The organism is Luteitalea sp., from assembly GCA_009377605.1.
Lineage (GTDB): Bacteria > Acidobacteriota > Vicinamibacteria > Vicinamibacterales > Vicinamibacteraceae > WHTT01.
Map to the genome: position 1 here is coordinate 1 of WHTT01000096.1, position 21,794 is coordinate 21,794.

The following is a 21,794-nucleotide window of genomic DNA, read 5'->3' on the forward strand; positions in this document are numbered from 1 at the left end:
AGATGTTCGCATCGAGGCGCGAGATGCTCGCATCGAGGCGCGAGATGTTCGCATCGAGGCGCGAGATGTTCGCATCCAGCTTGCCCTCGACCCGAGAGATGTCGGCCCGGACAGCGGAGAAGCCTGCGCCCAGCTTTTTGTCGAGCTGTCCATAGGCAAACTCGGTGTACTGCCGTTGCTCTATCAGTGCGGCTTCCAGTGCGTCGAACCGCTCGTCGACTTTCTCGAACCGCTTGTCGATTTTCTCGAACCGCTCGTCGACTTTCTCGAACCGCTCGTCGATTTTCTCGAACTGCTCGTCGACTTTCTCGAACCGCTGATTCACCGAGGTAGTCAGCTTATCGAGCGACACGGAGATGGGGTCGACCTTTCCGTCGACCGCCTCGACACGTACCATCGCATCAGAAATCTCGTCAGCCATCGCTCTGATCCTCCGCGAGTGTACCATCGTCTGCACGCCCACGAAGAGAGCACGATCCGTACCTGGGGCCTCGCATTGGACTTGTTGTGTTCCTTGTTGACAGTCGTCCAACGATGATGCGAAAGCTGCAACACAACGATCGGCTCATATGCGCAGATACTGCGTACCACGTGTTACAGTCGAGCCCCTACTGACGGCCAATGCCGTGTTCACATCCAAACGTGGATCGAATGAACAGATCATCGCCTACACTGCGGCGCGCGCTCGGCCGTTGGGATCTCACGGCCATTGGCGTCAATCAGGTCATCGGCAGCGCGGTGTTCCTGGCGCCTGCAGCGCTCGCCGCGCAGGTGGGTGGCTGGGCCACACCAGGCCTGGTGCTCGTCGCTGGGCTCGCGCTGCTCATTGCCCTCTGCTTCGCCGAGGCGGGGAGCCGGTTCGACGGCACAGGCGGTGCCTACCTCTACACACGCGCGGCATTCGGACGCTTTGTCGGCTTCGAGGTCGGCTGGATGCTCTGGGTCACGCGTGCAACGAGCTGGGCTGCCGTCGTCAATGGCCTGACCGACTCGCTCGGCTACTACTGGCCGGCGGTGGCGGCAGGCGGCTGGCGGCTGGCGTTCATCACTGCGGTGGTACTCGCCATCATGGCGATCAATATTCGTGGCATCCGCCAGAGCGCCTGGACGGTCAACGCTCTGACGATCAGCAAGCTGACGCCTCTCGTCATCTTTGTCGTGGTCGGGCTGCCATTCGTCTCGTGGAGCCTGCTGCGACCTGGCGCCACGCCCTCGGTGGAGCAAATCTCCGGGTCGGCGCTGCTCCTCATCTTCGCGTTCGGCGGCTACGAAGTCGTGCCTGTGCCGGCGGGTGAAGCGCGCGATCCCCGGCGGGCCGTACCCTTCGCGATGATCATGACGATTGTGATCGTGGCACTCGTCATGACGCTCGTACTGATCGTAGCCGTGGGTACGCTACCGAACCTCGCACAATCTCGGACGCCGCTCGCCGAGGCGGCAGTACTCTTTCTCGGCGCGTTCGGGGCGCTGCTGATGACCACTGGCGCCGTCGCGTCGATGACGGGCAACAACATGGGCCAGGCGCTCTCCGGCTCACGGAACCTCTTCGCGCTGGCGGAGCAAGGTGATTTACCGCGCGCGTTCGGCTACATTCATCCCCGATTTCGCACACCCATCGTCGCGATTGTCGTGACATGCCTCGTGTCCCTGGCTCTTGCGCTCTGGTCAGACTTCCGGGCGCTCGCAGCCACGAGTGCGGTGAGCCGCCTGCTGGTCTACGCGGGAACCTGCGCATCCGTCCTCGTGCTGAGGCGCGAGGGGCGGGCACCGTTCACGATTGCATTCGGCCCGCTCGTTCCATCGATCGCGCTCGCAATCTCGGTGGGCATTCTCTACGGTGCGAGCTCGCTCCAGCTCCAAGTCGGGGCCGCGGCGCTCGCGATCGGCGCACTGCTGTACGCTGTCGCCGCGCGGCAGAAGCGGTGACGCTCACGACGCGCGGAGCCGCTCGACGAAGGCTCGCGTGCGGGTCTCCGGGTCACCTCCAACCAGGAGGTCACCGATAACAGCCACGGCACTCGCACCTGCCGCCACCACCTCCGGCGCCCGCTGGAGCGTGATGCCACCGATGGCAACGATCGGCCGCGCGCCGGCGTGTTGCGCCGCGTAGCGCACCAGGTCGAGTCCGACGACATCGTGGGCCGCCGCTTTCGTCTGCGTCGCGAACACCGGGCCGACGGCGACATAGGACACGGACAGCTGGAGGGCGAGGTCAACCTGGGCGCGTGTATGCGTCGAGAGTCCGACGATCGCGGCGGGCCCGAGGACATCGCGAACCGCCGTGACGGGCAGGTCGTCTTGGCCGACATGAACGCCGTCGGCACCGCTCACCAGCGAGAGGTCCGAGCGATCATTGACGATCACGTGGCCGCCCTTGGCGGCCGCGTGCGATTGAATGGCGTCGACCCACTCGAGCAGTTCCTGGCTGCCTGCCCGTTTGGCGCGGAGTTGTAACCAGCGGGCGCCTCCAGCCAAGTAGCGCTCCGCGAGCTCCACCACACCGTATCCGGCCGAGCGTGCGACGTCCGCGTCGACGATGGCGTACAGGGACGGCGGGGCCGAAAGATCCAGCACCGTCAGGCCGTCTCTGCCAGTGTCCCGCCCTGGCCGAGCGGTCGCTGAAACCGCTCCAGGAACGCCGTGTTCACGCGGCCGGCCACGAAGTCTGGGTCCTTGAGGATACGAAGATGTAGCGGGACGGTGGTGTGAATGCCCTCGATTACGGTCATCTCGAGGGTGCGCCGCATGCGCTCGATGGCTTCTTGCCGATCGCGCCCGTGCGTGATGACCTTCGCAACCAGTGAGTCGTAATACGGCGGCACGGTGCACTCGGCGTGCGCGAACGTGTCCAGACGCACGCCCGCGAACCCTGGCACGCTGAAGACCTGGATGAGACCCGGGCTCGGCGTGAAGTCTTCCGGATGCTCAGCGTTGATGCGGCATTCGATCGCGTGGCCCGTGAACTTGAGGTCGCCTTGCTTGAACGACAGGCGCTCTCCGGCCGCAACCCTGATCTGCTCCTTGACGATGTCGATGCCGGTAATCGCCTCGGTCACACCGTGCTCGACCTGCAGGCGAGTGTTCGCCTCGATGAAGTAGACGTTTCCTTGCGCATCCATCAGGAATTCGAACGTGCCAGCATTCGTGTACTGGACCGCTCGGGCTGCATCGACCACCAATGTGCCGAGCTTGCGCCGCTGCTTCGGGCTGAGCGCGAGGCATGGCGCCTCCTCGAGCAGCTTCTGATGACGACGTTGTACGGAGCACTCGCGCTCACCCAGATGCAGCACGGTCCCGTGGTGGTCGCCGAGCACCTGGAACTCGATGTGCCGTGGAGCCTCGATGAACTTCTCGAGATAGACGTCCCCGACACCAAACGACGCCTGTGCCTCCCGCTGGGCTGTTCGCAGCGCGCGTCCCAGCTCGGACGCCTCGCGTACCACGCGCATCCCTCGCCCGCCACCGCCGGCCGACGCCTTGATGATTACAGGATATTCAAGATCTTTGGCACTCCGAATTGCCTGCTCTTCGCTATCGACCGGCCCGTCGCTTCCCGGCAGTATGGGGACGCCAGCTTTCTTCATCACACGCCGTGCCCGCGCCTTGTCGCCCATCAGCCGGAGGACGTTGGGAGTCGGGCCGATGAACTTGACGTGGCAGGCTTCGCACACTTCAGCGAGGTAGGCACTCTCCGCGAGAAAACCGTAACCTGGATGAATCGCCTCAGCGCCGGTGATCTCCGCAGCGCTGATCACGGCGGGTACGTTCAAATAGCTCTCGCTACTGCGCGGCGGGCCAATGCACACGGCGTCGTCGGCAAACCGCACGTGCAGGGTGTTCTCGTCGGCTTCCGAGTACACCGCGACGGTCTGCACCCCGAGCTCCCGGCAGGCGCAGATCACGCGTAGGGCGACCTCGCCTCGATTGGCGATAAGGATCTTCTTGAACATAGCGGACAAGCATCAACCGGTTCGTCGTTCTTGGTCTTTGGTTCGCTCTCGCGGACCAAAGCACCGAAGCGCCTAGACACACCACGGTCCAAGAGCCAGGAACCTCGGATCACTCTGCTCGGATCGCAAAGAGGCGCTCGCCGTACTGGACCGGCTGGCCATTCTCGATGAAGACTTGCACGATCTCACCTTCGTGCTCGCAGGTGATCTCGTTCATCAACTTCATCGCTTCTATGATGCAAATGACTTGTCCCTTCCTGACGACATCCCCAACATCGAAAAAGAAGGGAGCTCCTGGCGCCGGGGAACGGTAAAACGTCCCCACAATCGGAGAGGTGACGATCGCCAAGTCCGGGTCTGCGGCTTCCTCGGCGGGCGGCGGCGCCAGCGGGACATCGGCTGCGGCGGGCGGCGAATCACTCGTGGCAGCGGCGGGAAGAGGCGCAGCCGCGGGCGCACTCGAGTTTCCAGAGACGACGGCGGCGTGCCCACCTTGTTTTTGGATGCGGATCTTGACGCCGCCCTGCTCGAGCTCGAACTCCGTCAGGTCGTGCTCGCGAACGAGCTCGAGAATCTCTTTGATCTGGTCGAGGTTCATGGTGTCGGTCATCTCACCCGCCACGCGCGGTCCACGCGGGTGAGTAACTCACACCCGTTGGCCGTCACCAGCACATCGTCCTCGATCCGCACGCCACCCAGGCCCACGACGTATGCCCCGGGCTCAATGGTGCAGACGATGCCCTTCTCGAGCGGGGGCGAGGGCGCCGTCCAGGACTGCCGGCGACCGAGCCGTGGCGCTTCGTGCACTTCCAACCCCAACCCGTGCCCGGTGCTGTGGGCAAAAGCCTCAGCCAGGCCGGCCCGAGCCAAGCTGTCGCGAGCGGCCGCGTCGACCGCTTCGGGCGCCACACCTGGACACAGCACCGCGATCGCCGCCTGCTGCGCCTCGCACACGGCCTCATGCATCTGCACCAGCTTCGCCGAGGGCGAGCCCAACAGGACCGTCCGCGACAGGTCAACGCAGTATCCGTTGTACACGCCACCGAAGTCCAGCACCACCGCGTCCCCGTCGGCGAGCACCCGCTCGGTCGGCGTGGCGTGCGGCATGGCACTATTCGGGCCGGAGGCCACAATCGTGTCGAACGCGGGCCGTGAAAAACCGCCGCGCCGAAGGCGCCACTCGATCTCGGCCGCGACCTCCGTCTCGGTGCGACCAGGCCTCACGACCTCACTCAGCACGCCCGCAGCCACATCCGAGAGGCGGACCGCCGCCGCTCGCAGCACCGCAATCTCCTGCTCATCTTTCCGCAAACGCGCTGTTTCGACAACCTCGCTGACCGCCAGGAGCTCCATTCGGGGCCCGAGGGCGGCGACCAGGCGGCCGTGCTGTTCGATCGTCGTGTGGGCCACTTCCACGCCCACGCGCCCAAGTTGACTTTCGGCAGCAAGCGAGGCCATCACCTGCTCTGGCGGCTGCTCGCCGACCAGCGGCGTCACGAGCCCTCGCAATTCAAGCTCGTCCAGCCGCCGCTCGACCGCGGCAGCGTATCGAAAGTCCGTTATCAAGTAAAGATCCGCATCGGTCACGAATGCGGCGCCCGCCGAGGCCGCCACGCTCGTAAGGTACCGCACGTTGGGAGGGTGTGTGACGACGAGAGCGTCGATCTGCTGGCTCGCCAACGTGGCACGGATGACCGCGAGACGAGCTTCGTAGGTGGAGCGAGAGAATGGCACGGAAAGATCATACGCCGGGGACGCGGGCGAGGGACGTGACGGCACGAGGCTGCCTGCAGTAGGCTTGGCGCATGGAAGGAGTCACGATTTGCGTGGCGACTCCACGCGCTCTTTATAATCTCAAGAAGGATACCGTGCGCCCTTTGGATCGTCAGGATGCGGAGGCGCTGAAGCGGCGGCTTGGCTTGGAGGTAGGTGCCCGTACAGAAGTTTCGGTCGGTGCAAGAGATGGAGCTCGCGCCGTTGCTGACGCGCCCCGGCGACACCTTTCGCCGCTTTGCTCGACACTGCGCTCAGTATCGGCGCCTTGCCCCGCGCCGGCGGTATCCACGGGCGTGTACCGGTTCAGGTCGCTCAAAGAGGCACAGGCGGCGAGAGAGCGTATCTCCCTCGGGCTTGTGGACACATGAATCCGCCGCCATGCCATGCTCGGGTCGTCGTCTCAGCGACACGACGACCCGAGACGACGATGCCATCGTCGAGGCGAGGAGGCAAGCCATCCCGCGCGACGGCAAGCCCGGACGTGACACAAGTTGCGCTCAACGGTTGCCGTCGTGAGCCTCTATCCCTCCGGCTCGCCAACCTCGATCGGCTTCGACGCAGAAGCTGACCGGCCGCGGTCGTTCGTAACCGTGAGCGTGATGACATACTCGCCCGGTTTGGCGTAGCGATGTGTCACCTGCTTGCCCGTCCCCCTGGCTCCATCACCGAACAGCCACTCGACTGTTTCGAGCGAGGCGGCAGACGTGCAGTCGCCCGGCGACGTCGCGTCGGCCGGGCAATCGTGAGATGCCGACGCGTCCAGCTGCACGAGATCTCCTGCCTGAGGGGTGGTCGGCGAAACCGTGAAATCTACAAGGGGAGTACCGGACGGTGGCAGGACGACCCCCAACGGTACGAGACGAATGTGCACGACGCGGGCAACCGTGCCTGCATAGTCGTCGCCGACTGGCGTCACCCTGATCGTCACGATGTCGTTCCCCTCATCTGAGTTGTCGGTTTCGGCACCGGGCGGCGCTGTGTACGTCAGATACGCACGACCGCTGGCGTCAGTGGCCACCGTCTTGCTCGAGAGCCGCCCCTCGTCTGTGATCGCGCCGCGGAAGACCGTTTCCGCCCAGAGACTGAGGCCGCTCACGGGGTCGCTGCGAGCGTTTCGCGCTTCCACCGACACACGCGCCGTCGAGACGCCGTCTCGCGGCAGGATATCGGGGCTGGCCGTCACGCGAAGCGCCAAACCCAGCTCCGATGGTCCTGTGAGGGGTGGTGGGCCCGTTGGCTCGAGGCCGCACGCGGTCGTGAGCACGGCTGGCCACGTAAGCGAGAGGAGTCCAACGACGGAGCGTGAAAGGGCTGTCACATTCATCTGCGCCTCCGTAACGTCGTCAATCTACGATTCGTCCCAATCGGCAAAATGAACGGTCAGCGACCCCGCTGCCGTCACCGCTCGCCCGCGGGCGTCGCTGCCATAGAAGGAGACGTCGGCTGACGTCGAGAGAACAGCGGCACCATCGGCACCGGCGAGCGTTCGCAAGGGAGGCTCGAGCTTTGCCTGCGCGCGCACGAGCGTGAAGACAATTGGCGTCGCCGACTCGCCCACGGTAACGGTCACTGCGCCGTCGACCGCATACGGAACGTCCCTTCCTTCCTCGCGGCGCCCGTCGCTCCGCCGAAAGACGACGCGATATCGCGTGATCGTGACCACGTTCATCGCGGAGGGCACCGTTGGTGCACCAGCGGGCCCAGGGTCACGCAAGCGGACGCGCAAGACGACCCGACCCAGATCCGGATGCGCAGCGTCCGTGCGGACGTCGGAGTGGAGCAGCGTGGCAAACGAGCTGCTTCCACCCGGGGCTGCTTCTAGCCGATCGACGACCAGCTCCACGGGAGAGGTGCCCGTGCGAATGTCCGCACCGCAACCAGCGGCCACCACGAGATAGAGAACGACGCCAGTCCGCGTCGCGTGCCAAGGCATCGCGCTTACTCCTTCTTCTCTGGGATGGTGGGACGACCAGCGACCGTGCCAGGTAGGATGCGTGGCGTAATGAAGAGCAGCAACTCCTGGTCGGTACGATCCTCGACGCGGTCGCGGAACAGCCAGCCGAGAACTGGGATCCGGTGCAGCGCCGGCGTCCGGCGCTGGCTCGTTGTCTCCGCCCGGATCATGACGCCACCGATGACGGCGGTCGCCCCATCGGACACTTGAATGGTGGCCACCGCCTTGGCCGTGGAGATCGGCGGATTCGGGTTGCCGGGCACGACGCTGGCAAAGTCGGGCGCTGAGCGCTCGAGCTCGAGACGCATCACGATGGTGCCCGCCGCGGTGATCTGCGGTGTGACGTTGAGCTTGAGCGACGCGTCCTTGAACTGCACGGTGGGCGGCTGCAGCGCGGCGAAGATCGGTGCGTCGGTCTGACCACCGACCGGCGTCGCTTGCGTGACGTAGGGAATCTGCGTGCCTTGCTGCACTTCCGCCTCGACGTTGTTCTGCGTCATCACGCGCGGCGCCGACAGCACGCGCGCTTTGCCCATTTGCTCCAGCGCCGACAGCGCGAGATCGAGCCGTACGGCTCCGTCGACCGAGCCAAGCGACAACTGGACGCCGTCGCGACCTTCGCCGGGCTCCGCGCCGGATCCCGCACTGAGCGCCGCGTTGTTCGGGAACACCAGGGGAAGCGTGTTGCCAAGTCGTGTCGAGGCCTCGGCAGAGAGGCCCAAGCGCACGCCCAGCTCTCGCGAGAAATCGCGCGTCGTCTGCACGATGCGCGCTTGAATCTCGACCTGCGGTTGCGCGACGTCGAGGGTGCCGACGAGCCGTGCCGCGCGGTCTAGCCCCTCAGGCAGATCGATGAGGATCAGTGTGTTGGTTGCTTCATCGATCTCGACCTCGCCGTACGGTGTCAGGCCAACTTTCTCGACGAGCGGTGCAAGCGTTCGCGCGCGGGCGTAGCTGAGCGTGATCGTGCGGAACGCCTTGTGCGAGAGCGCACGCTCGCGCTGCTGGGCTTCCAAACGCTTGCGCCGCTCGGCGGCCTCGCTCACCAGGACGCTGAGAGGGGCCACGCGCAACACGCGTGCCTCGCGCTGGGCTCCGAGCCGATGGGTGCGCAAAATCACATCCAGGGCCTGATCCCATTCGACATCACGCAGGGTGACATCGACCAAGCCTTCGATGCCCGGATCGAGCACGAGGCTGAGGTCGGCAAGCGTCGCAAGCGCGCGCAGCGCCGCGCGGACGTCGACCCGTCGGAAATCGAGGCTGACGGTGGGCTCGCGAGGGGAGCGCTCACTCGTACGTAGGACCGGCTTCATCCTGTCGGACGACTGCTGGGCGACGGGGCCGCCCTCAACAGGGCCCCCAAGTGAGAGCATCGACAGCACTACTGAGCCAATGAGCGAGGTCATCGAGCCTCCTCTCCGTCTTCGCGACTCTGTCGCTTCGGCGAGACAAGTCCGCCTCGCGTCGACGAGGCATGTCCTCCCTCGAGACGTCTCCACACCTCGCGCGTTGCACCTCCGCCTTCGCGACTACGTCGCTTCGGCGAGACAAGTCCGCCTCTGCGTCGTCTGGGCGAGGCACGCTCGAACAACGCCGCGTCACAGGTGACACGCGCGACGCGCGAGTCGCGCAGGCGATCCCCGGCGGCGATCGCCCACGACCGACCGCTGGACGAACGAATGACGGCGGCTTGACGCGCCGTGCTGCACGCAACACCTATCAGCACGACACCATCGAGCGTCAGGTCGGAGAGGCGCGTCTCGACCGGTCGCACACGACGAGAGACGGGACCGACGCTGTCTTCGGCGACCGGTGGAGTGAACGGGTCGCGCTCTTGCGCCGCGGAGTGTGGCGCTTGTGCGGCCGCGAGCGCCAAACGGCCCACCATCGTCGCCGTGAGGGCGGAGAAGAAGACCGGCCTCTGACGTCTCACGAAGCACCTCTCTCCCATGGACTGATCCGTGCGACCACACAGGAGGCGCGGAGGCGCGTGCGCCCTTGCTCGCGGGCAGCGACCGACAACGTCAGCTCCAAGAGATCACTGGTTTCGTCCTGTTCCAACGCTCCAATGAACCGGTGCAGCCGCGCGAACGTGCCTTCCAGGTCGAAGGTGGCCTGCCACGCCCCAGGACTGCCGTTGCCTGTCGTCGGCATTGGCTTGAACCCGTGGAGCTGCAGGCCGTGCGACTGAGCCAGACCGCCGACCGTTTCCAACCAGGTGGCCATGGTCGACGGTGATTTCCACCGTGTGCGCTCTCGTGCCAGTCGATGCGCTCGTGCACGGAGCGTGTCACGCAACTTGGCGGCTCTTCCCGATGTGAGACGGTCATCCGTCACGCGCGCCTCGAGCACCGATAGCGCCTGCCGTTTCTCAGAGACTCGCGCAGCGCGCGGTCCAAGCACGATGCGCCACGCCGTGACGCCGACAGCGGCGCTCAACGCGATCACCACAATCAATCGGCGAGCCTCAGTCGACGGGGCCAACATCATGGTCGAGTGCTCCTCTTCTGCGTCTCTGCCGGCCGCAACCTGCCTCGTAAGGTGAAAGTGAAGGCCGAGCCGTCTACACTTGTCGTGGTGCCGCGAGCTCGCCCGCTGTTCGGTTCGGGCACAGGCCCAGGGGGTGCGGACACCGATACCGGGCGAGCGTGGCGCACTTCGCTCAGGTCGGTTGGGCCGTCGAAGACGGGGAGCGCAGACAGTTGGTTGGCAAGGGTAACGAGCGATGAAAGCGATTGGCCGCGCCCCTGAATCGTCATCTCGGCGCGCCGTACGTCGAGGCGCTCCAGCCAGACGTCTTCCGGTAACGCTCCGCTCAAGACGGCCAGCACTGGTGCGACACCTGTCCGCCTACGGCTCCGCACGCTCTGCACCGCCAGCTCGGTGGAACGCAGGCGTGCCTCCTGTTCCTCGAGCGACTGAACGCGCTGCGCGCTGCGCTCCACGTGCGACGCCGTCACACGCGCCCGCGCCAGTGCGGCGTCGAGACGCCGTTCAGCTCGCCCGAGGCCGATCTGGACACCGAGGAGCGCGGCGATAGTCGCCAGTGTGATCAGCCAGGGACTGTAGGGGCGGACGCATGCCCAAGCGCGGGCCCACGCCGTCGCGCGCCGTGGCCGAATGGGCGCCAGGAGATCGATATCTATCATCGCGACACACCTCGCAACGCGAGCCCCATCGCAAGCGCCCACGCAGGCCCCAGATCCGGCGGCGGCGCGGTGAGCAGGCCGTTGATGCGGGCGTTGGCGAGACCGAAGACCTCGAGATGGCAGCCGAGTCGCGCCGACAAGACCGCGCCCAAGCCAGCGAGATGCGCGCCACCGCCACTGAGCACGACGCGCTGCGGCGCTGGTGCATCATCGTGCTCGCGGGCAAAGGCCAACATGCGCGCGAGCTCGGTCGCGAAGGTCTCGGTGGCGATGGCCAGTGCCGGCGGCCAGTCCGCTGGCGCTGGGGAACTCCCGCATGAGACGTTCCTCTTGAGCGCTTCGGCTTCCTGACGCGTGCAGCGCGCCTCGCGCGCGATGGCGGCCGTCCAGGCATCGCCACCGATCGCCAGATCGCCCACGAACAGCGGGTGTCCTTCCCGCACGAGGCAGGCGGCAGTGGCGCGGGTTCCGATGTGCAGGAGCAAGACGACCTCGCCTGGCCCCGTGACACCGAGCCACTCACAGGCGCGCTGCACGGCAAACGGAACGACATCGACGATGCCGAGCTGGAGACCGGCGCGGGTCACCAGTGACTGCCACCACTCGATGGTGCGCTGGTGCGCTGCGGCGAGAACGACCGCCATGCGCGACGGCTCTGAGCCGCTGTCCGGCAAGGCCTGGTAATCGAGCGCCACCTCATCGAGGTCGAAGGGGAGCTGTGCTCGCGCTTCCCAGCGGATCGCCGTGCGCAGCTCCCGCGGGGACAGACGCGGCAAGACGAGACGCGTGACGAACAGGTCGCGACCCGCGAGCCCAATGGCCACACGCCGTGTCGAGAGCGGCAGCGTCTGGACGAGTGGCTGGAGGCACGCGAGCACAGCCGCGTCGTCCAGCACGTCCGCATCGCCCATGGCCTCCTCAGGCAGCGGTGCGCAGCCGTACGCTCGTATACCGACGCCGGTGCGCCTTCTCTTGAGCTCGAGCAGCCGCACGGCGGAAGCCCCGACATCAAGGCCAACGACGTGCCCGCGAATACGCCGCCACATCACGTTCCCTCCCCCGCCTATAGGGGCAAGGGGAATGCCAACGCGTGAAGGGGCGGAAATGGCCGATAAATTGGGTGACGGGGACGGAGGCCAGGAGTAAAGGGTGCAGTTACCGCATCACGTCAGGGGCCGAACTGCTGCAGAATCCGCCATTCGACTCGCAGCGAGTCGAAGGGCCGATTCCCGATTCCAGCCTTCGCTCGCCTCCTGCGAGCTACGGCGAGGCAAGCCTGGTGCCCGGAATCCCGATTCCTGACTCTCGATTCCTGACTCTGATTCCCGTTTCCTGAAACTCCTCTTCTTGACAAGGTTTACGGCAGAAAGGTATCCTTCCTGTTTGCCGCGCTCCCGATCGCGGCCGAAAGGGATTGCATGCGCACGTTCGTTCCATCTGCCGGAGCCGTGGAGCGGCAGTGGGTCGTCATCGATGCCGGGGGACGCTCACTCGGCCGCGTGGCGACCGTGGCAGCCAGGATCTTGCAAGGAAAGCACAAGGCGACCTATACGCCCTTCATCGACGTGGGGGATCACGTAGTGGTATTGAACGCCGCCACGGTCAAGCTCACGGGGCGTAAGGAAGAGGCGAAGCGCTACCGACGTCACACAGGGTACTCCGGCGGGCTCGTGGAGACACGCGCGAAAGAGGTTCGGCAAGCGCAGCCCACGCGCCTCGTGGAGGCGGCGGTGCGCGGGATGTTACCCAAGACGAAGCTCGGCGACGCCATGTATCGCAAGCTCAATGTCTACGCGGGTGCTGAGCACCCCCATACCGCGCAGCAGCCGCGGCCGCTCGAGGTCATGTAACGTGGCAGTCATTCAGTATTACGGCACTGGTCGTCGCAAGACATCCACCGCTCGCGTCTTCCTTCGCCCTGGCACCGGCAACATCCTCGTCAACGGCAAGCCTCTCACCGACTCGGTCACCGTCGAATCGTTGCGGATGCAGATCCGCCAACCTCTGATGCTCACGGAGACGGCGGATAAGTTCGACGTCGTTGCGAACACCATAGGGGGCGGCGTGTCCAGCCTGTCGGGAGCCGTGCGCCTGGGCATCGCGCGCGCCCTGTGCTTCTACAGCGCGGAGCTGCGTCCGCGGCTGAAGAAAGCTGGCTTGCTCAGACGCGATCCACGCATCAAGGAACGAAAGAAGTACGGCATGGCTGGCGCGCGGAAGCGCTTCCAGTTCAGCAAGCGATAAAACGTGAGTATTGCGTTGACAATGGGGTCGGCGCGTTGAACGGAGGGAGCTTGAGTCCGATCGCTGTCAAAGACCTGCTGGAAGCCGGCGTGCATTTCGGTCACCAGACCAGGCGGTGGAACCCGAAGATGAAGCCGTATATCTTCGGGGAACGTAACGGCATTTACATCATCGACCTGAGCAAGACGGCGCGGCTGTTCCGCCAAGCCGAACAGTTCGCGAGCGATCTCGCAGGCCAGGGCGGCACGATGCTGTTCGTGGGCACGAAGCGGCAGGCGCAAGACGCGATCCGCGAGGAAGCCGAGCGCTGCGGCATGTTCTACGTCAACCAGCGTTGGCTCGGCGGCCTCCTCACCAACTTCCAGACCATCCAACGGAGCCTCACCCGACTCCGCGATTTGGAAGCGATGGTCACCGACGGCCGCTACGACATCTTGTCCAAGAAGGAGATCGCGCGGCTCGAAAAGGAAAAGCGCAAGCTCCAGAGGAATCTCGACGGTATTCGCAACATGGGCACGCTGCCGGACGCGGTGTTCGTGGTCGATACGCGGCACGAGGAAATCGCCGTCCATGAAGCGCGCAAGCTCAAGATCCCGATCATCGGCATTGTGGACACCAATTGCGATCCGGAACAGGTCGACTGTGTGATTCCGGGCAACGACGATGCGCTGCGGGCTATTCGGCTGTTCGCGTCGCGCATTGCCGATGCGGTGCTCGAGGGCCGCTCGCTGCGTGAGGCGGCGCAGCCGGAGCCGGTCGATGGCGATCCCCCGCGCGCCGCGCAGCGGCCAGCGCGTCCGGCGCGGACCGAGCGGGCGCCTGCATCCGTCTAACAGGTGCGGGATACCAGCGTCGCTGGTATTGATTGGCTGGGCTCCGCTCCGCGGGGCCTGACATCTCCCAAGGACTAAGAACCCTGCTTCATTCGTTCCGCTGGGGGCCTTAGGAGATGTCGAGAACGCCGGCTACCCGTCCCACGGCCGGCGTTTCGTGTGTACGGTCCCAGTGCTGGTTTTGGCGCGCTCCGCCCTTCGACTGTGCTCAGGGCGTCCCGAGCATCGTCGAGGGTCGCGCGCCGGAACCGCTATGCGGTCACACAACGGGGACAAATTCACAGAACGGCCGCCTAGCGGTCAAGGATCGGTCGTTTCTCGAAGGGTACAGGCATGACAGTCACGGCAGAGCAGGTGAAGAGTCTGCGCGCGCGCACGGGCGCAGGCATGATGGAGTGCAAGAACGCCCTCGTACAAGCTGGCGGCAACGCCGACGAAGCCGTTGAGGTTCTTCGCAAGCGCGGCCTCGCCCAGGCCGCCAAGCGCGCGGGCCGTGCGACCGGCGAAGGGCTGATCGGTCTCAGCCTGAGCGACGACCGGACGCGCGGCACGATGGTCGAGGTGAACTGCGAGACCGACTTCGTCGCGCGCACGGACGATTTTCGTGCGCTCGTGAAGGAGATCACCCGCGTGGTCGCAGAGGCAGACGCCAACGCCGACGCGGCCACACTGACTGGCCCGGAGACCCCGATCGGTGTGCGCCTCTCGGAGGCCGTGGCCAAGGTGGGCGAGAACATGGCGGTGTCGCGGATCGCGCGCCTTACCGGGGACTTCGTCGCACGCTACATCCATTTCGAGAAGATTGGTGTGCTCGTGGCATTTGCCGGTGTCGATGCGTCGACGGCGACGTCCGAGGGGTTCACGACGTTTGCCAACGAGATTGCCATGCAGGTGGCCGCGACGAGCCCGCTCCACGTGAGCCGCGAGGATGTTCCGGCAGCCACCATCGAGGGCGAGAAGGCCATCTACCGCGCGCAGCTCGAAAGCGCCAGCAAGCCGCCCGCCGTCCTCGATCGCATCATCGAGGGGAAGCTCGGAAGCTTCTACGAGCAGTCCGTGCTGCTCGAGCAACTGAGCATTCGACCTGAGAAGAGCAAGCTGAAGGTGGCGGATCTGGTGGCCGAGGCGGCAAGTACGACGGGCCGTCCCCTGCGCATCTTGACGTTCGCTCGCTTCAAGGTCGGAGAAGCCTAGCAATCAGGAATCGGGATTCCCGTATAATCCGCGTGCCATGTCGATCCAAGCCTACCAGCGCGTCTTGCTCAAGCTTTCTGGCGAAGCCTTGATGGGTCCCCAGGGCTTTGGGGTCGATCCAACCGTCGCGGCACAGATCGCGACAGAAGTCGCGGAGATTCAACGACTCGGCATCCAGACCGCCATCGTGATTGGAGGCGGCAACTTCTTTCGCGGGGTCAAGGCCAGCGTTGGCGGGATGGATCGCGCCACCGCCGACTATATGGGCATGCTGGCCACCGTGATCAATGCGCTCGCTCTGCAGGATGCGCTCGAGAAACAGGAGGTCGCGACACGAGTCCTGACGGCCATCGAGATGCGCGCCGTCGCCGAGCCGTTCATTCGGCGGCGGGCCGTCCGTCATCTCGAAAAGGGCCGGGTCGTGGTCTTTGCCGCCGGGACGGGCAATCCGTACTTTACGACCGACACCGCAGCCGCCCTACGGGCGATGGAGATCAGGGCGGAGGTCATCATGAAGGCGACCAAGGTGGACGGCATCTACTCCGCGGACCCGATGATCGAGCCGACCGCGAAGCGCTACGACAAGATCTCGTATTTGCAGGTGCTCGAACAAGGGCTCAAGGTGATGGACGCGACCGCCATCTCGCTGTGCATGGACAACCAGCTGCCAATTATCGTGTTCGATCTCCGAAAGGCGGGCAACATGCGCCGCGCGGTCATGGGGGAGCCCGTTGGATCGGTGGTGCAGGCCTGATGAGGATTCAGGAAACGCGAAACGGCGACAGGCGAGCCGTTGGAGGGTCAGTAGGCCCGGCACAGATGCCGAGCTGTGAGGAGATGAGCCATGGAAGCGAGCGATCTCAAGGCTCTGTATGATGAGGTCCGAAAGCGCATGGATGCGGCGGTCGAGCATGTACAACATGAGCTCGCGGGCGTGCGGAGCGGTCGCGCCTCCACGGCGCTGCTCGACGGCGTCCAGGTCGACGCCTACGGGGCCATGATGCCGCTCAACCAGGTGGCGGCACTGTCCATCCCCGAACCGACAATGATCGTCGCACAACCGTTCGACCCGTCCTTGTTGGCAGGCATCGAGAAGGCGATTCGCGCGGCGAACTTGGGGCTCAATCCGTCGAACGATGGCAAGCTGGTCCGGATTCCTCTACCGCCGTTGACCGACGAGCGGCGCAAGGAGCTCTCACGCCACGTTCACAAGCTCGCCGAAGAGGGCCGCAACGCGACCCGCCAAGTCCGCCGCGACGCAAACGATCGACTGAAGAAGATGCTCAAAGAGCGCCTGGTCTCGGAAGACGAAGAGCGGCGTGGCCTGGATGAGGTGCAGAAGATCACAGATCGCCACATCCACGAGATCGACGATCTTCAGAAGAAGAAGGATCAGGATCTCCTCGGGAGATAGAGCACGCTCACGACTCAGAGCTCAAAACTACGGAGGCTCAGCGCCAGGGCGGGCGATGATCGGCATTCTCTTCACCGGCGGCACCATCGCCATGCGCCGCGACGCCCGCACCCACTCGGCGGTGCCTGCGCTCGGTGGCAACGACATCCTCGCTCTCGTGCCGGGCCTGGAGGCCATTGCCGCCATCGAAGTCGAGGATGTCGCACGGCTACCAGGCCCGCACGTCACCCCTGACCACATGTGGCACCTGGCGGAGCGCACGGCGGCATGGCTCCGGCGCCCCGACGTCGATGGCCTCGTGATCACGCACGGCACCGATACGCTGGAAGAGACCGCCTACTTCCTCGACGTCGCGCTGATGTCTCCCAAGCCAGTCGTGCTGGTCGGAGCCATGCGGACGGTCTCGGAGCCAAGCTGGGACGGTCCCCTCAACCTGCTCAACGCGGTACGCGTCGCCGCCGCGCCAGACTCTCGAGATCGGGGCGTGCTCGTCGCCATGAACGAACAGATCCTGGCGGCCGGCGAAGTCGAGAAGGTTCACACCGAAGCGGCGAGCTCGTTTCAGGCGCGCGAGTTTGGACCACTGGGAGTCGTGGATGCGGGCGATGTGCTGTATACGCGCACCTCACCGCATCTCGCGTCATGGCGCGACCCGCAGGCCAGCCCTTCCTTGCGCGTGCGCGGCATCGAGCCGCGGGTCGACCTCATCAAGGCCGTCGCTGGCAGCGATGGACGGTTTATCGACTGCAGCCGTGCCAGCGGGTCGCGCGGTCTCGTCATCGAGGCGATGGGGCGCGGCAATGTGCCGCCTGCGTTGCAGGCCGGAATCGGTCGCGCCATCGCAGAGGACCTCGCGGTCGTCATCACGTCGCGCTGCGGTGCAGGCAGCGTGCGGGACCGATACGGCTACGAGGGCGGCGGTTACGAGCTGCGCGAGATGGGCGCCATGTTCGCCGGACGCCTGCCGGGGCTGAAGGCGCGCATGAAGTTGATCATCGCCCTCGGCTACTCCTCCACATTGAGCGACATCAGGCGGATCGTCGAGACGTCTGAGTGAGCCCGCCGAAGGGCTACTCGTCTCCGAAGCCGATGCCCACGGCGCGCGCGGTGCGGACGACGTCGCCGTCTGGAGGCACCAGTTTGGTGCGGCCGACGATGTCGGCCAGCGGAACCGTCTCGACATGTGGGGGGTGAAACGCCACCATCTTGCCCGTCTCGCCGGCGAGCAGCCGCTCGACGGCCATCGCGCCCAACCGCGTCGCGAGCATCCGATCGTAGCTGGTCGGCGCGCCGCCTCGCTGGAGATGCCCGAGGACGACGCTGCGTGTCTCCTTCCCCGTGAGCTCGGCGATTTGTGACGCCACGACCTGTCCGATGCCGCCAAGCCGTTCGAGGTGGCCGCCGCGCGCTTCCTCTTGCACCACCATCCGACCCCCTTTGGGTCTGGCACCCTCTGCGACAACCACGAGACTGAATCGCGCTCCCCACTCTTCGCGTGCGCGGATTCGGGTGCCAACCCTCTCGATGTCGTACGGAATCTCCGGAACGAGGATGACATCGGCGCCACCGGCGATACCGGCGTACAGCGCGATCCACCCGGCGTAGCGGCCCATCACCTCTACCACCATGACGCGATGATGCGCCTCTGCCGTGACGTGCAGTCGATCGAGCGCGTCTGTCGCGAACGCCACCGCCGTATCGAAGCCGAAGCAGTTCGTTGTTCCGACGATGTCGTTGTCGATGGTCTTGGGCACCCCAATGAGCGGCACACCGCGCTTGGAGAACTCGTGCGCGATGGCGAGCGTGCCGTCACCGCCAATGACGACGAGCGCATCCAAGCCCAGCGTCCGGAACGTCTCCATGCACCGGGCCGAGAAGTCCGCTGCCCCTTCGCGCATTGGATAACAAAAGGGATTGCCCCGGTTGGTCGTGCCGAGAATGGTCCCTCCCAAGCGGAGGATCCCGGTGACGTCCTTCGGTGTGAGACTGCGCGACCGCCCCGGATCGATCAGCCCGTCGAAGCTATCCTCGATGCCGATGCACTCGACACCATGATTGTGAGCAGCCTTGACAACCGCACGAATAACCGCATTGAGACCGGGGGCGTCTCCGCCCCCGGTCAGCACACCGATTCGACGAACCTTGAGCATACGCGCCTGTTCCAACCACGCCGTGCCGCATTGTACTCGCCTCCATTGTCCTACATCTCGCGTGACGGCACCGCGTCGCAGTCCGGTGGGAAAGGAACCGGGTACCTTTTCGGTGTCGAAAAGGTACCCGGTTCCCTTTCTTCAACGTGACCGGGTTACGGCATCCCAGATCGCGGCGCCGCCGCCGCCGACGGCCGCGCCTATGAGCGCTCCCTTCTTGCCGCCGGTGGCGCCGCCCACGCCCGCGCCAATCGCAGCCGATGAGCCGATGACCACGGCGCTCTTCTGCCACGAGCGCTTGCTGCGACGGACCTCCGGCTCACGGACGACGCGCGTCTCTGGGACCGCCGCCGCTGGCTGATAGACAGCGGGCTGCGCACCGGTCGGCGCGCCCGCGCCGTAAACCTGCGGCTGGGGCGGAACGTCCGCCTGCTGATAGGCGAGCGGTTGCGGGCTGGACGCACCAGCGGCGCCGGTATAGAGATCCGGCTGTGCAACCGGCGGCGATGGCGAGGCGGCCGACACGCACTCCACCTGGGACACCGTCTCACCGTTTACGACAGCCTGTCGGAGCAGCACTTGCTCCCCGGTGCGGCATGAGACCAGCATCGGCACACCCGCCGGTCCTGCAGCGGTGTCGGTGGCACCGAGCGTACGCGCCTCGGTGTTGGTGCGGCATGCCGCTGCCGTGCCGACCACGATCAGGCCGAGGACACCGGTTGCCGCGACCCCGATGGCCCGGGCGCCCGTCCGATTCATCGCACATTGAATTGCACGCCACGTCATGATGACACCTCCTCGCGTCAGTGCTCCCGCTGCCATGGTGTGACCCAAGATGCGTGCCAACAGTCGTTCGCCTGGCCTTGGCGCCACCTCGCCAGCATGAGCAAGCCGTTGTGGAGGGTCGCGGAGCTGGCCACTGTCCCCTTCTGGCATCGGTGGCTTGCCTGAGCTAGCAGCTCCGAGACGTCCTGACTTGGTGCTACAATTTCTAGCCGTGGGCGGCTAGCTCAGTTGGGAGAGCGCCGCGTTCGCAACGCGGAGGTCGGGAGTTCGAGCCTCCTGCCGTCCACCAGCCAGCCTTCGCAAAAATTCCTCAGGACCACGAGTGCGCCTGCCCCAATGTGACCATTGGCTCGACATCGTGGTCTGTGGTTTCCGGAGGGAGGCACGCTATCTTCTGGATTCGCCGGAAAGACTCCGCTCTCTTGCCTGCGCTTCGGCAGCTCGGTCTGATCGCCGCGATCCGTGGAGATGCGAGCGAGGCCGCCGCCCTCGACGCGTTCACATCACGCCTGCTCGACATCCCCCCTGCCCGATGGCCTTCCTTCCGGGAGCTCGCGGCGCTAGCACCAGGCGGTGACCAGGCGCGTGACCGCCTCGTGGAGCTGTGCAACGCCCTGGCAGAGCACGGCGCTGATCACACGATCGCCACCGAGCTTGGACGCTTGCCCGCAGACCTCGTCAGTCTCTTCCGGAGCCCTGGCTTCGACTTCTCCGACCTGCAACGCCTTGCGTGTGACTTCGACGCCACCACATTCGCCGACTTCGCCGGTCTCTGCGCGAGCGCTCCACCGGGCGCCGTGGATCTCACCGGGCGGCTCTGTGCGGCGCTGCCCACCTTGCGGCGCCATCGCCGTCGAGTGCCGCTCGGTCGTGCGGCGGCGGTCGCCGACACCCTCCACGCAGCTTTCGAAGACCCGACGACACACATCCTCGCGTGTCAGCCGGTCGGCAGTCTGCGGCGCTACGATGCGACGGTGGGCGACATCACCCTGTTGGTGGCCACACCCGCGCCGGACCGCTGGCTCGGCCGCGTGACCGACCAGCTCGCCACCGCTGACGTCGGACATCGCGGCAAACGCACCGCGACGGTGCTCGTCCAGGGTGAGGAAGTGACCTTGCGCGCCGTCCCACCCGAGGAGTTGGGCTGCGCGCTCGTGTGGTACACGGGGTCTCGGCCTCACGTCCAGCAGCTCAGCGTGCGGGCGCGGTCACGTGGTCTGCGTCTGACGCCCAGCGCCCTGCTCGATCCGGGCGGACATCCGCAACCCTGCTCGACGGAAGCCGCCGTGTACGAAGCCCTCGGGCTGCCCAGCATCCCGCACGAGCTGAGGCATGGGACAGATGAGATCACCCGCGCAGAGCGAGGTGATCTACCGTCACTGATCACGCGCTCGCACATCTGCGGGGACCTCCATCTACACAGCCTGTGGAGTGACGGCCGCGACCCGATAGAGCGCATGCTCAGGGTGGCCCGACGCCTTGGTTACGAGTATGTGGCGATCACCGACCATTCGCAGAGCGCAGCGGCGTCTCGCGTGCTCACCATCGACCGTCTGGAGCGGCAGCGCGACGAGATTGCCGGCCTCCGCGAACGCTTCCCAGATCTCAGCATCCTGCATGGAGCGGAGGTCGACATTCTTCCCAACGGCCGTCTCGATTTTCCCGACCCGGTCCTCGAACGGCTCGACATTGTCTTGGCGTCGCTGCATGACGAAGCGGGTCAGGATGCGCAACGGCTGACCGCACGATACCTTGGCGCGATTCGCCATCCCCTGGTCAACATCATTACGCACCCGACCAATCGGCTCGTGGGCCGCCGCCAGGGGTACGACCTCGACTTCGATCGGCTTTTCGATGCCGCTGTGCAGACGCGGACGGCACTCGAGATCGACGGCGCCCCGGGTCATCTCGACATGGACGATGCGCTCGCGCGGCGCGCGGTCGCGGCTGGCGTGACGGTCGTCATCAACAGTGATTGCCACATGGCCGATCGGCTTGGCCGTCAAATGGAATTCGGGGTGGGCACGGCGCGGCGCGCTGGCGTGAGTCGGACAGCCGTGCTCAATACGCGCCCTCTCAACGAGCTGCGGGCATTCATCGCGCGGAAGCGCAACCGCTAGGGAGGGGGTGAAGGGGTGAAGGGGTGACAAGGTGACAAGGTGAAGGGTGACAAGGTGAGAGGTAATTCGTTGCTCTGGGGTAGAAATCGCGCGTGGTGCTGCACCTAGGCGCACCGAGTCACCTCTCACCCCCTCACCCTCTCACCCCATAAGCGTTAACCTAAGAGTGTTGAAGCGAAGTGATAATGTCCCCTCGCGAGCGAAATAGAAATGTCCCCTAA

General features: G+C 65.5%; 23 protein-coding genes and 1 tRNA gene. 10 read left to right on the forward strand and 14 right to left on the reverse strand.

Translation table 11 applies throughout. From position 1 onward, the window contains the following. Window positions 1-463: hypothetical protein (locus GEV06_23575; protein ID MPZ20858.1), on the reverse strand; the 463-nt coding region annotated here is incomplete at its 3' end. A 158-nt stretch (window positions 464-621) separates the two neighbouring features. Here GEV06_23575 and GEV06_23580 point away from each other — a divergent pair. After that, window positions 622-1,926: an amino acid permease gene (locus tag GEV06_23580; protein MPZ20859.1), complete on the forward strand. Its 1,305-nt coding sequence runs from the start codon at window positions 622-624 to the stop codon at window positions 1,924-1,926. A gap of 3 nt (window positions 1,927-1,929) precedes the next feature. Here the strand turns inward: GEV06_23580 and thiE are convergent, their stop codons facing one another. From thiE to pilM, 11 genes are all read right to left on the reverse strand, one after another. Continuing rightward, window positions 1,930-2,829, reverse strand: a complete 900-nt coding sequence (thiE, locus tag GEV06_23585; protein ID MPZ20860.1) for a thiamine phosphate synthase — start codon at window positions 2,827-2,829, stop codon at window positions 1,930-1,932. Next, a complete protein-coding gene (gene accC, locus GEV06_23590) occupies window positions 2,577-3,950 on the reverse strand; it encodes an acetyl-CoA carboxylase biotin carboxylase subunit (protein ID MPZ20861.1) in 1,374 nt (457 codons plus the stop codon). Before accC ends, thiE begins: the two co-directional genes overlap by 253 nt. Before the next feature lie 109 nt (window positions 3,951-4,059). Further along, a complete protein-coding gene (accB, locus tag GEV06_23595) occupies window positions 4,060-4,548 on the reverse strand; it encodes an acetyl-CoA carboxylase biotin carboxyl carrier protein (GenBank protein MPZ20862.1) in 489 nt (162 codons plus the stop codon). An 8-nt stretch (window positions 4,549-4,556) separates the two neighbouring features. Then, window positions 4,557-5,729, reverse strand: coding sequence for a M24 family metallopeptidase (locus tag GEV06_23600; protein ID MPZ20863.1), 1,173 nt, complete (start codon window positions 5,727-5,729; stop codon window positions 4,557-4,559). 517 nt (window positions 5,730-6,246) lie between these two features. Then, the gene (locus GEV06_23605; protein MPZ20864.1) at window positions 6,247-7,050 is read right to left on the reverse strand and encodes a PKD domain-containing protein; all 804 of its coding nucleotides are present in this window, start codon (window positions 7,048-7,050) and stop codon (window positions 6,247-6,249) included. Between the two features lie 24 nt (window positions 7,051-7,074). Then, entirely contained in the window at window positions 7,075-7,659 is a 585-nt protein-coding gene (locus GEV06_23610) for a hypothetical protein (protein MPZ20865.1), read from the reverse strand. 5 nt (window positions 7,660-7,664) lie between these two features. Beyond that, window positions 7,665-9,089: a type IV pilus secretin PilQ gene (gene pilQ, locus GEV06_23615; GenBank protein MPZ20866.1), complete on the reverse strand. Its 1,425-nt coding sequence runs from the start codon at window positions 9,087-9,089 to the stop codon at window positions 7,665-7,667. Continuing rightward, a complete protein-coding gene (locus GEV06_23620) occupies window positions 9,086-9,616 on the reverse strand; it encodes a hypothetical protein (GenBank protein ID MPZ20867.1) in 531 nt (176 codons plus the stop codon). The genes pilQ and GEV06_23620 overlap by 4 nt, the downstream gene beginning before the upstream one ends. Continuing rightward, on the reverse strand, window positions 9,613-10,173 hold the full coding sequence (locus GEV06_23625; protein MPZ20868.1) for a hypothetical protein: 561 nt from the start codon (window positions 10,171-10,173) through the stop codon (window positions 9,613-9,615). The genes GEV06_23620 and GEV06_23625 overlap by 4 nt, the downstream gene beginning before the upstream one ends. Next, window positions 10,170-10,832: a hypothetical protein gene (locus tag GEV06_23630; protein ID MPZ20869.1), complete on the reverse strand. Its 663-nt coding sequence runs from the start codon at window positions 10,830-10,832 to the stop codon at window positions 10,170-10,172. Before GEV06_23630 ends, GEV06_23625 begins: the two co-directional genes overlap by 4 nt. Next, entirely contained in the window at window positions 10,829-11,878 is a 1,050-nt protein-coding gene (gene pilM, locus GEV06_23635) for a type IV pilus assembly protein PilM (protein MPZ20870.1), read from the reverse strand. Before pilM ends, GEV06_23630 begins: the two co-directional genes overlap by 4 nt. 372 nt (window positions 11,879-12,250) lie before the next feature. Here pilM and rplM point away from each other — a divergent pair, with 372 nt between their 5' ends. From rplM to GEV06_23670, 7 genes are all read left to right on the forward strand, one after another. Continuing rightward, window positions 12,251-12,682 carry a 50S ribosomal protein L13 gene (rplM, locus tag GEV06_23640; protein MPZ20871.1) on the forward strand — a complete coding sequence of 144 codons (432 nt, stop codon included), beginning with the start codon at window positions 12,251-12,253 and terminating at the stop codon, window positions 12,680-12,682. A 1-nt stretch (window position 12,683) separates the two neighbouring features. Then, window positions 12,684-13,076, forward strand: coding sequence for a 30S ribosomal protein S9 (gene rpsI / locus GEV06_23645; protein MPZ20872.1), 393 nt, complete (start codon window positions 12,684-12,686; stop codon window positions 13,074-13,076). A gap of 50 nt (window positions 13,077-13,126) precedes the next feature. Continuing rightward, complete coding sequence (gene rpsB, locus GEV06_23650) at window positions 13,127-13,909, forward strand: 30S ribosomal protein S2 (GenBank protein MPZ20873.1); 783 nt, start codon at window positions 13,127-13,129, stop codon at window positions 13,907-13,909. Between the two features lie 333 nt (window positions 13,910-14,242). Then, on the forward strand, window positions 14,243-15,103 hold the full coding sequence (tsf, locus tag GEV06_23655) for a translation elongation factor Ts (GenBank protein MPZ20874.1): 861 nt from the start codon (window positions 14,243-14,245) through the stop codon (window positions 15,101-15,103). Between the two features lie 37 nt (window positions 15,104-15,140). Continuing rightward, the gene (locus GEV06_23660; GenBank protein MPZ20875.1) at window positions 15,141-15,857 is read left to right on the forward strand and encodes a UMP kinase; all 717 of its coding nucleotides are present in this window, start codon (window positions 15,141-15,143) and stop codon (window positions 15,855-15,857) included. Between the two features lie 90 nt (window positions 15,858-15,947). Beyond that, window positions 15,948-16,517: a ribosome recycling factor gene (locus GEV06_23665; protein ID MPZ20876.1), complete on the forward strand. Its 570-nt coding sequence runs from the start codon at window positions 15,948-15,950 to the stop codon at window positions 16,515-16,517. Continuing rightward, the gene (locus GEV06_23670; protein ID MPZ20877.1) at window positions 16,432-17,574 is read left to right on the forward strand and encodes an asparaginase; all 1,143 of its coding nucleotides are present in this window, start codon (window positions 16,432-16,434) and stop codon (window positions 17,572-17,574) included. The genes GEV06_23665 and GEV06_23670 overlap by 86 nt, the downstream gene beginning before the upstream one ends. A gap of 13 nt (window positions 17,575-17,587) precedes the next feature. Here the strand turns inward: GEV06_23670 and GEV06_23675 are convergent, their stop codons facing one another. Both GEV06_23675 and GEV06_23680 read right to left on the reverse strand, forming a co-directional pair. After that, entirely contained in the window at window positions 17,588-18,667 is a 1,080-nt protein-coding gene (locus GEV06_23675; protein ID MPZ20878.1) for an ATP-dependent 6-phosphofructokinase, read from the reverse strand. Window positions 18,668-18,808: 141 nt separating this feature from the next. Further along, entirely contained in the window at window positions 18,809-19,453 is a 645-nt protein-coding gene (locus tag GEV06_23680) for a hypothetical protein (GenBank protein ID MPZ20879.1), read from the reverse strand. Window positions 19,454-19,666: 213 nt separating this feature from the next. Here GEV06_23680 and GEV06_23685 point away from each other — a divergent pair. Together GEV06_23685 and GEV06_23690 are read left to right on the forward strand one after the other, a co-directional pair. Further along, window positions 19,667-19,742, forward strand: a tRNA-Ala gene (locus GEV06_23685). Between the two features lie 16 nt (window positions 19,743-19,758). Next, window positions 19,759-21,573, forward strand: coding sequence for a hypothetical protein (locus GEV06_23690; GenBank protein MPZ20880.1), 1,815 nt, complete (start codon window positions 19,759-19,761; stop codon window positions 21,571-21,573). The last annotated feature ends 221 nt before the right edge of the window (window positions 21,574-21,794 follow it).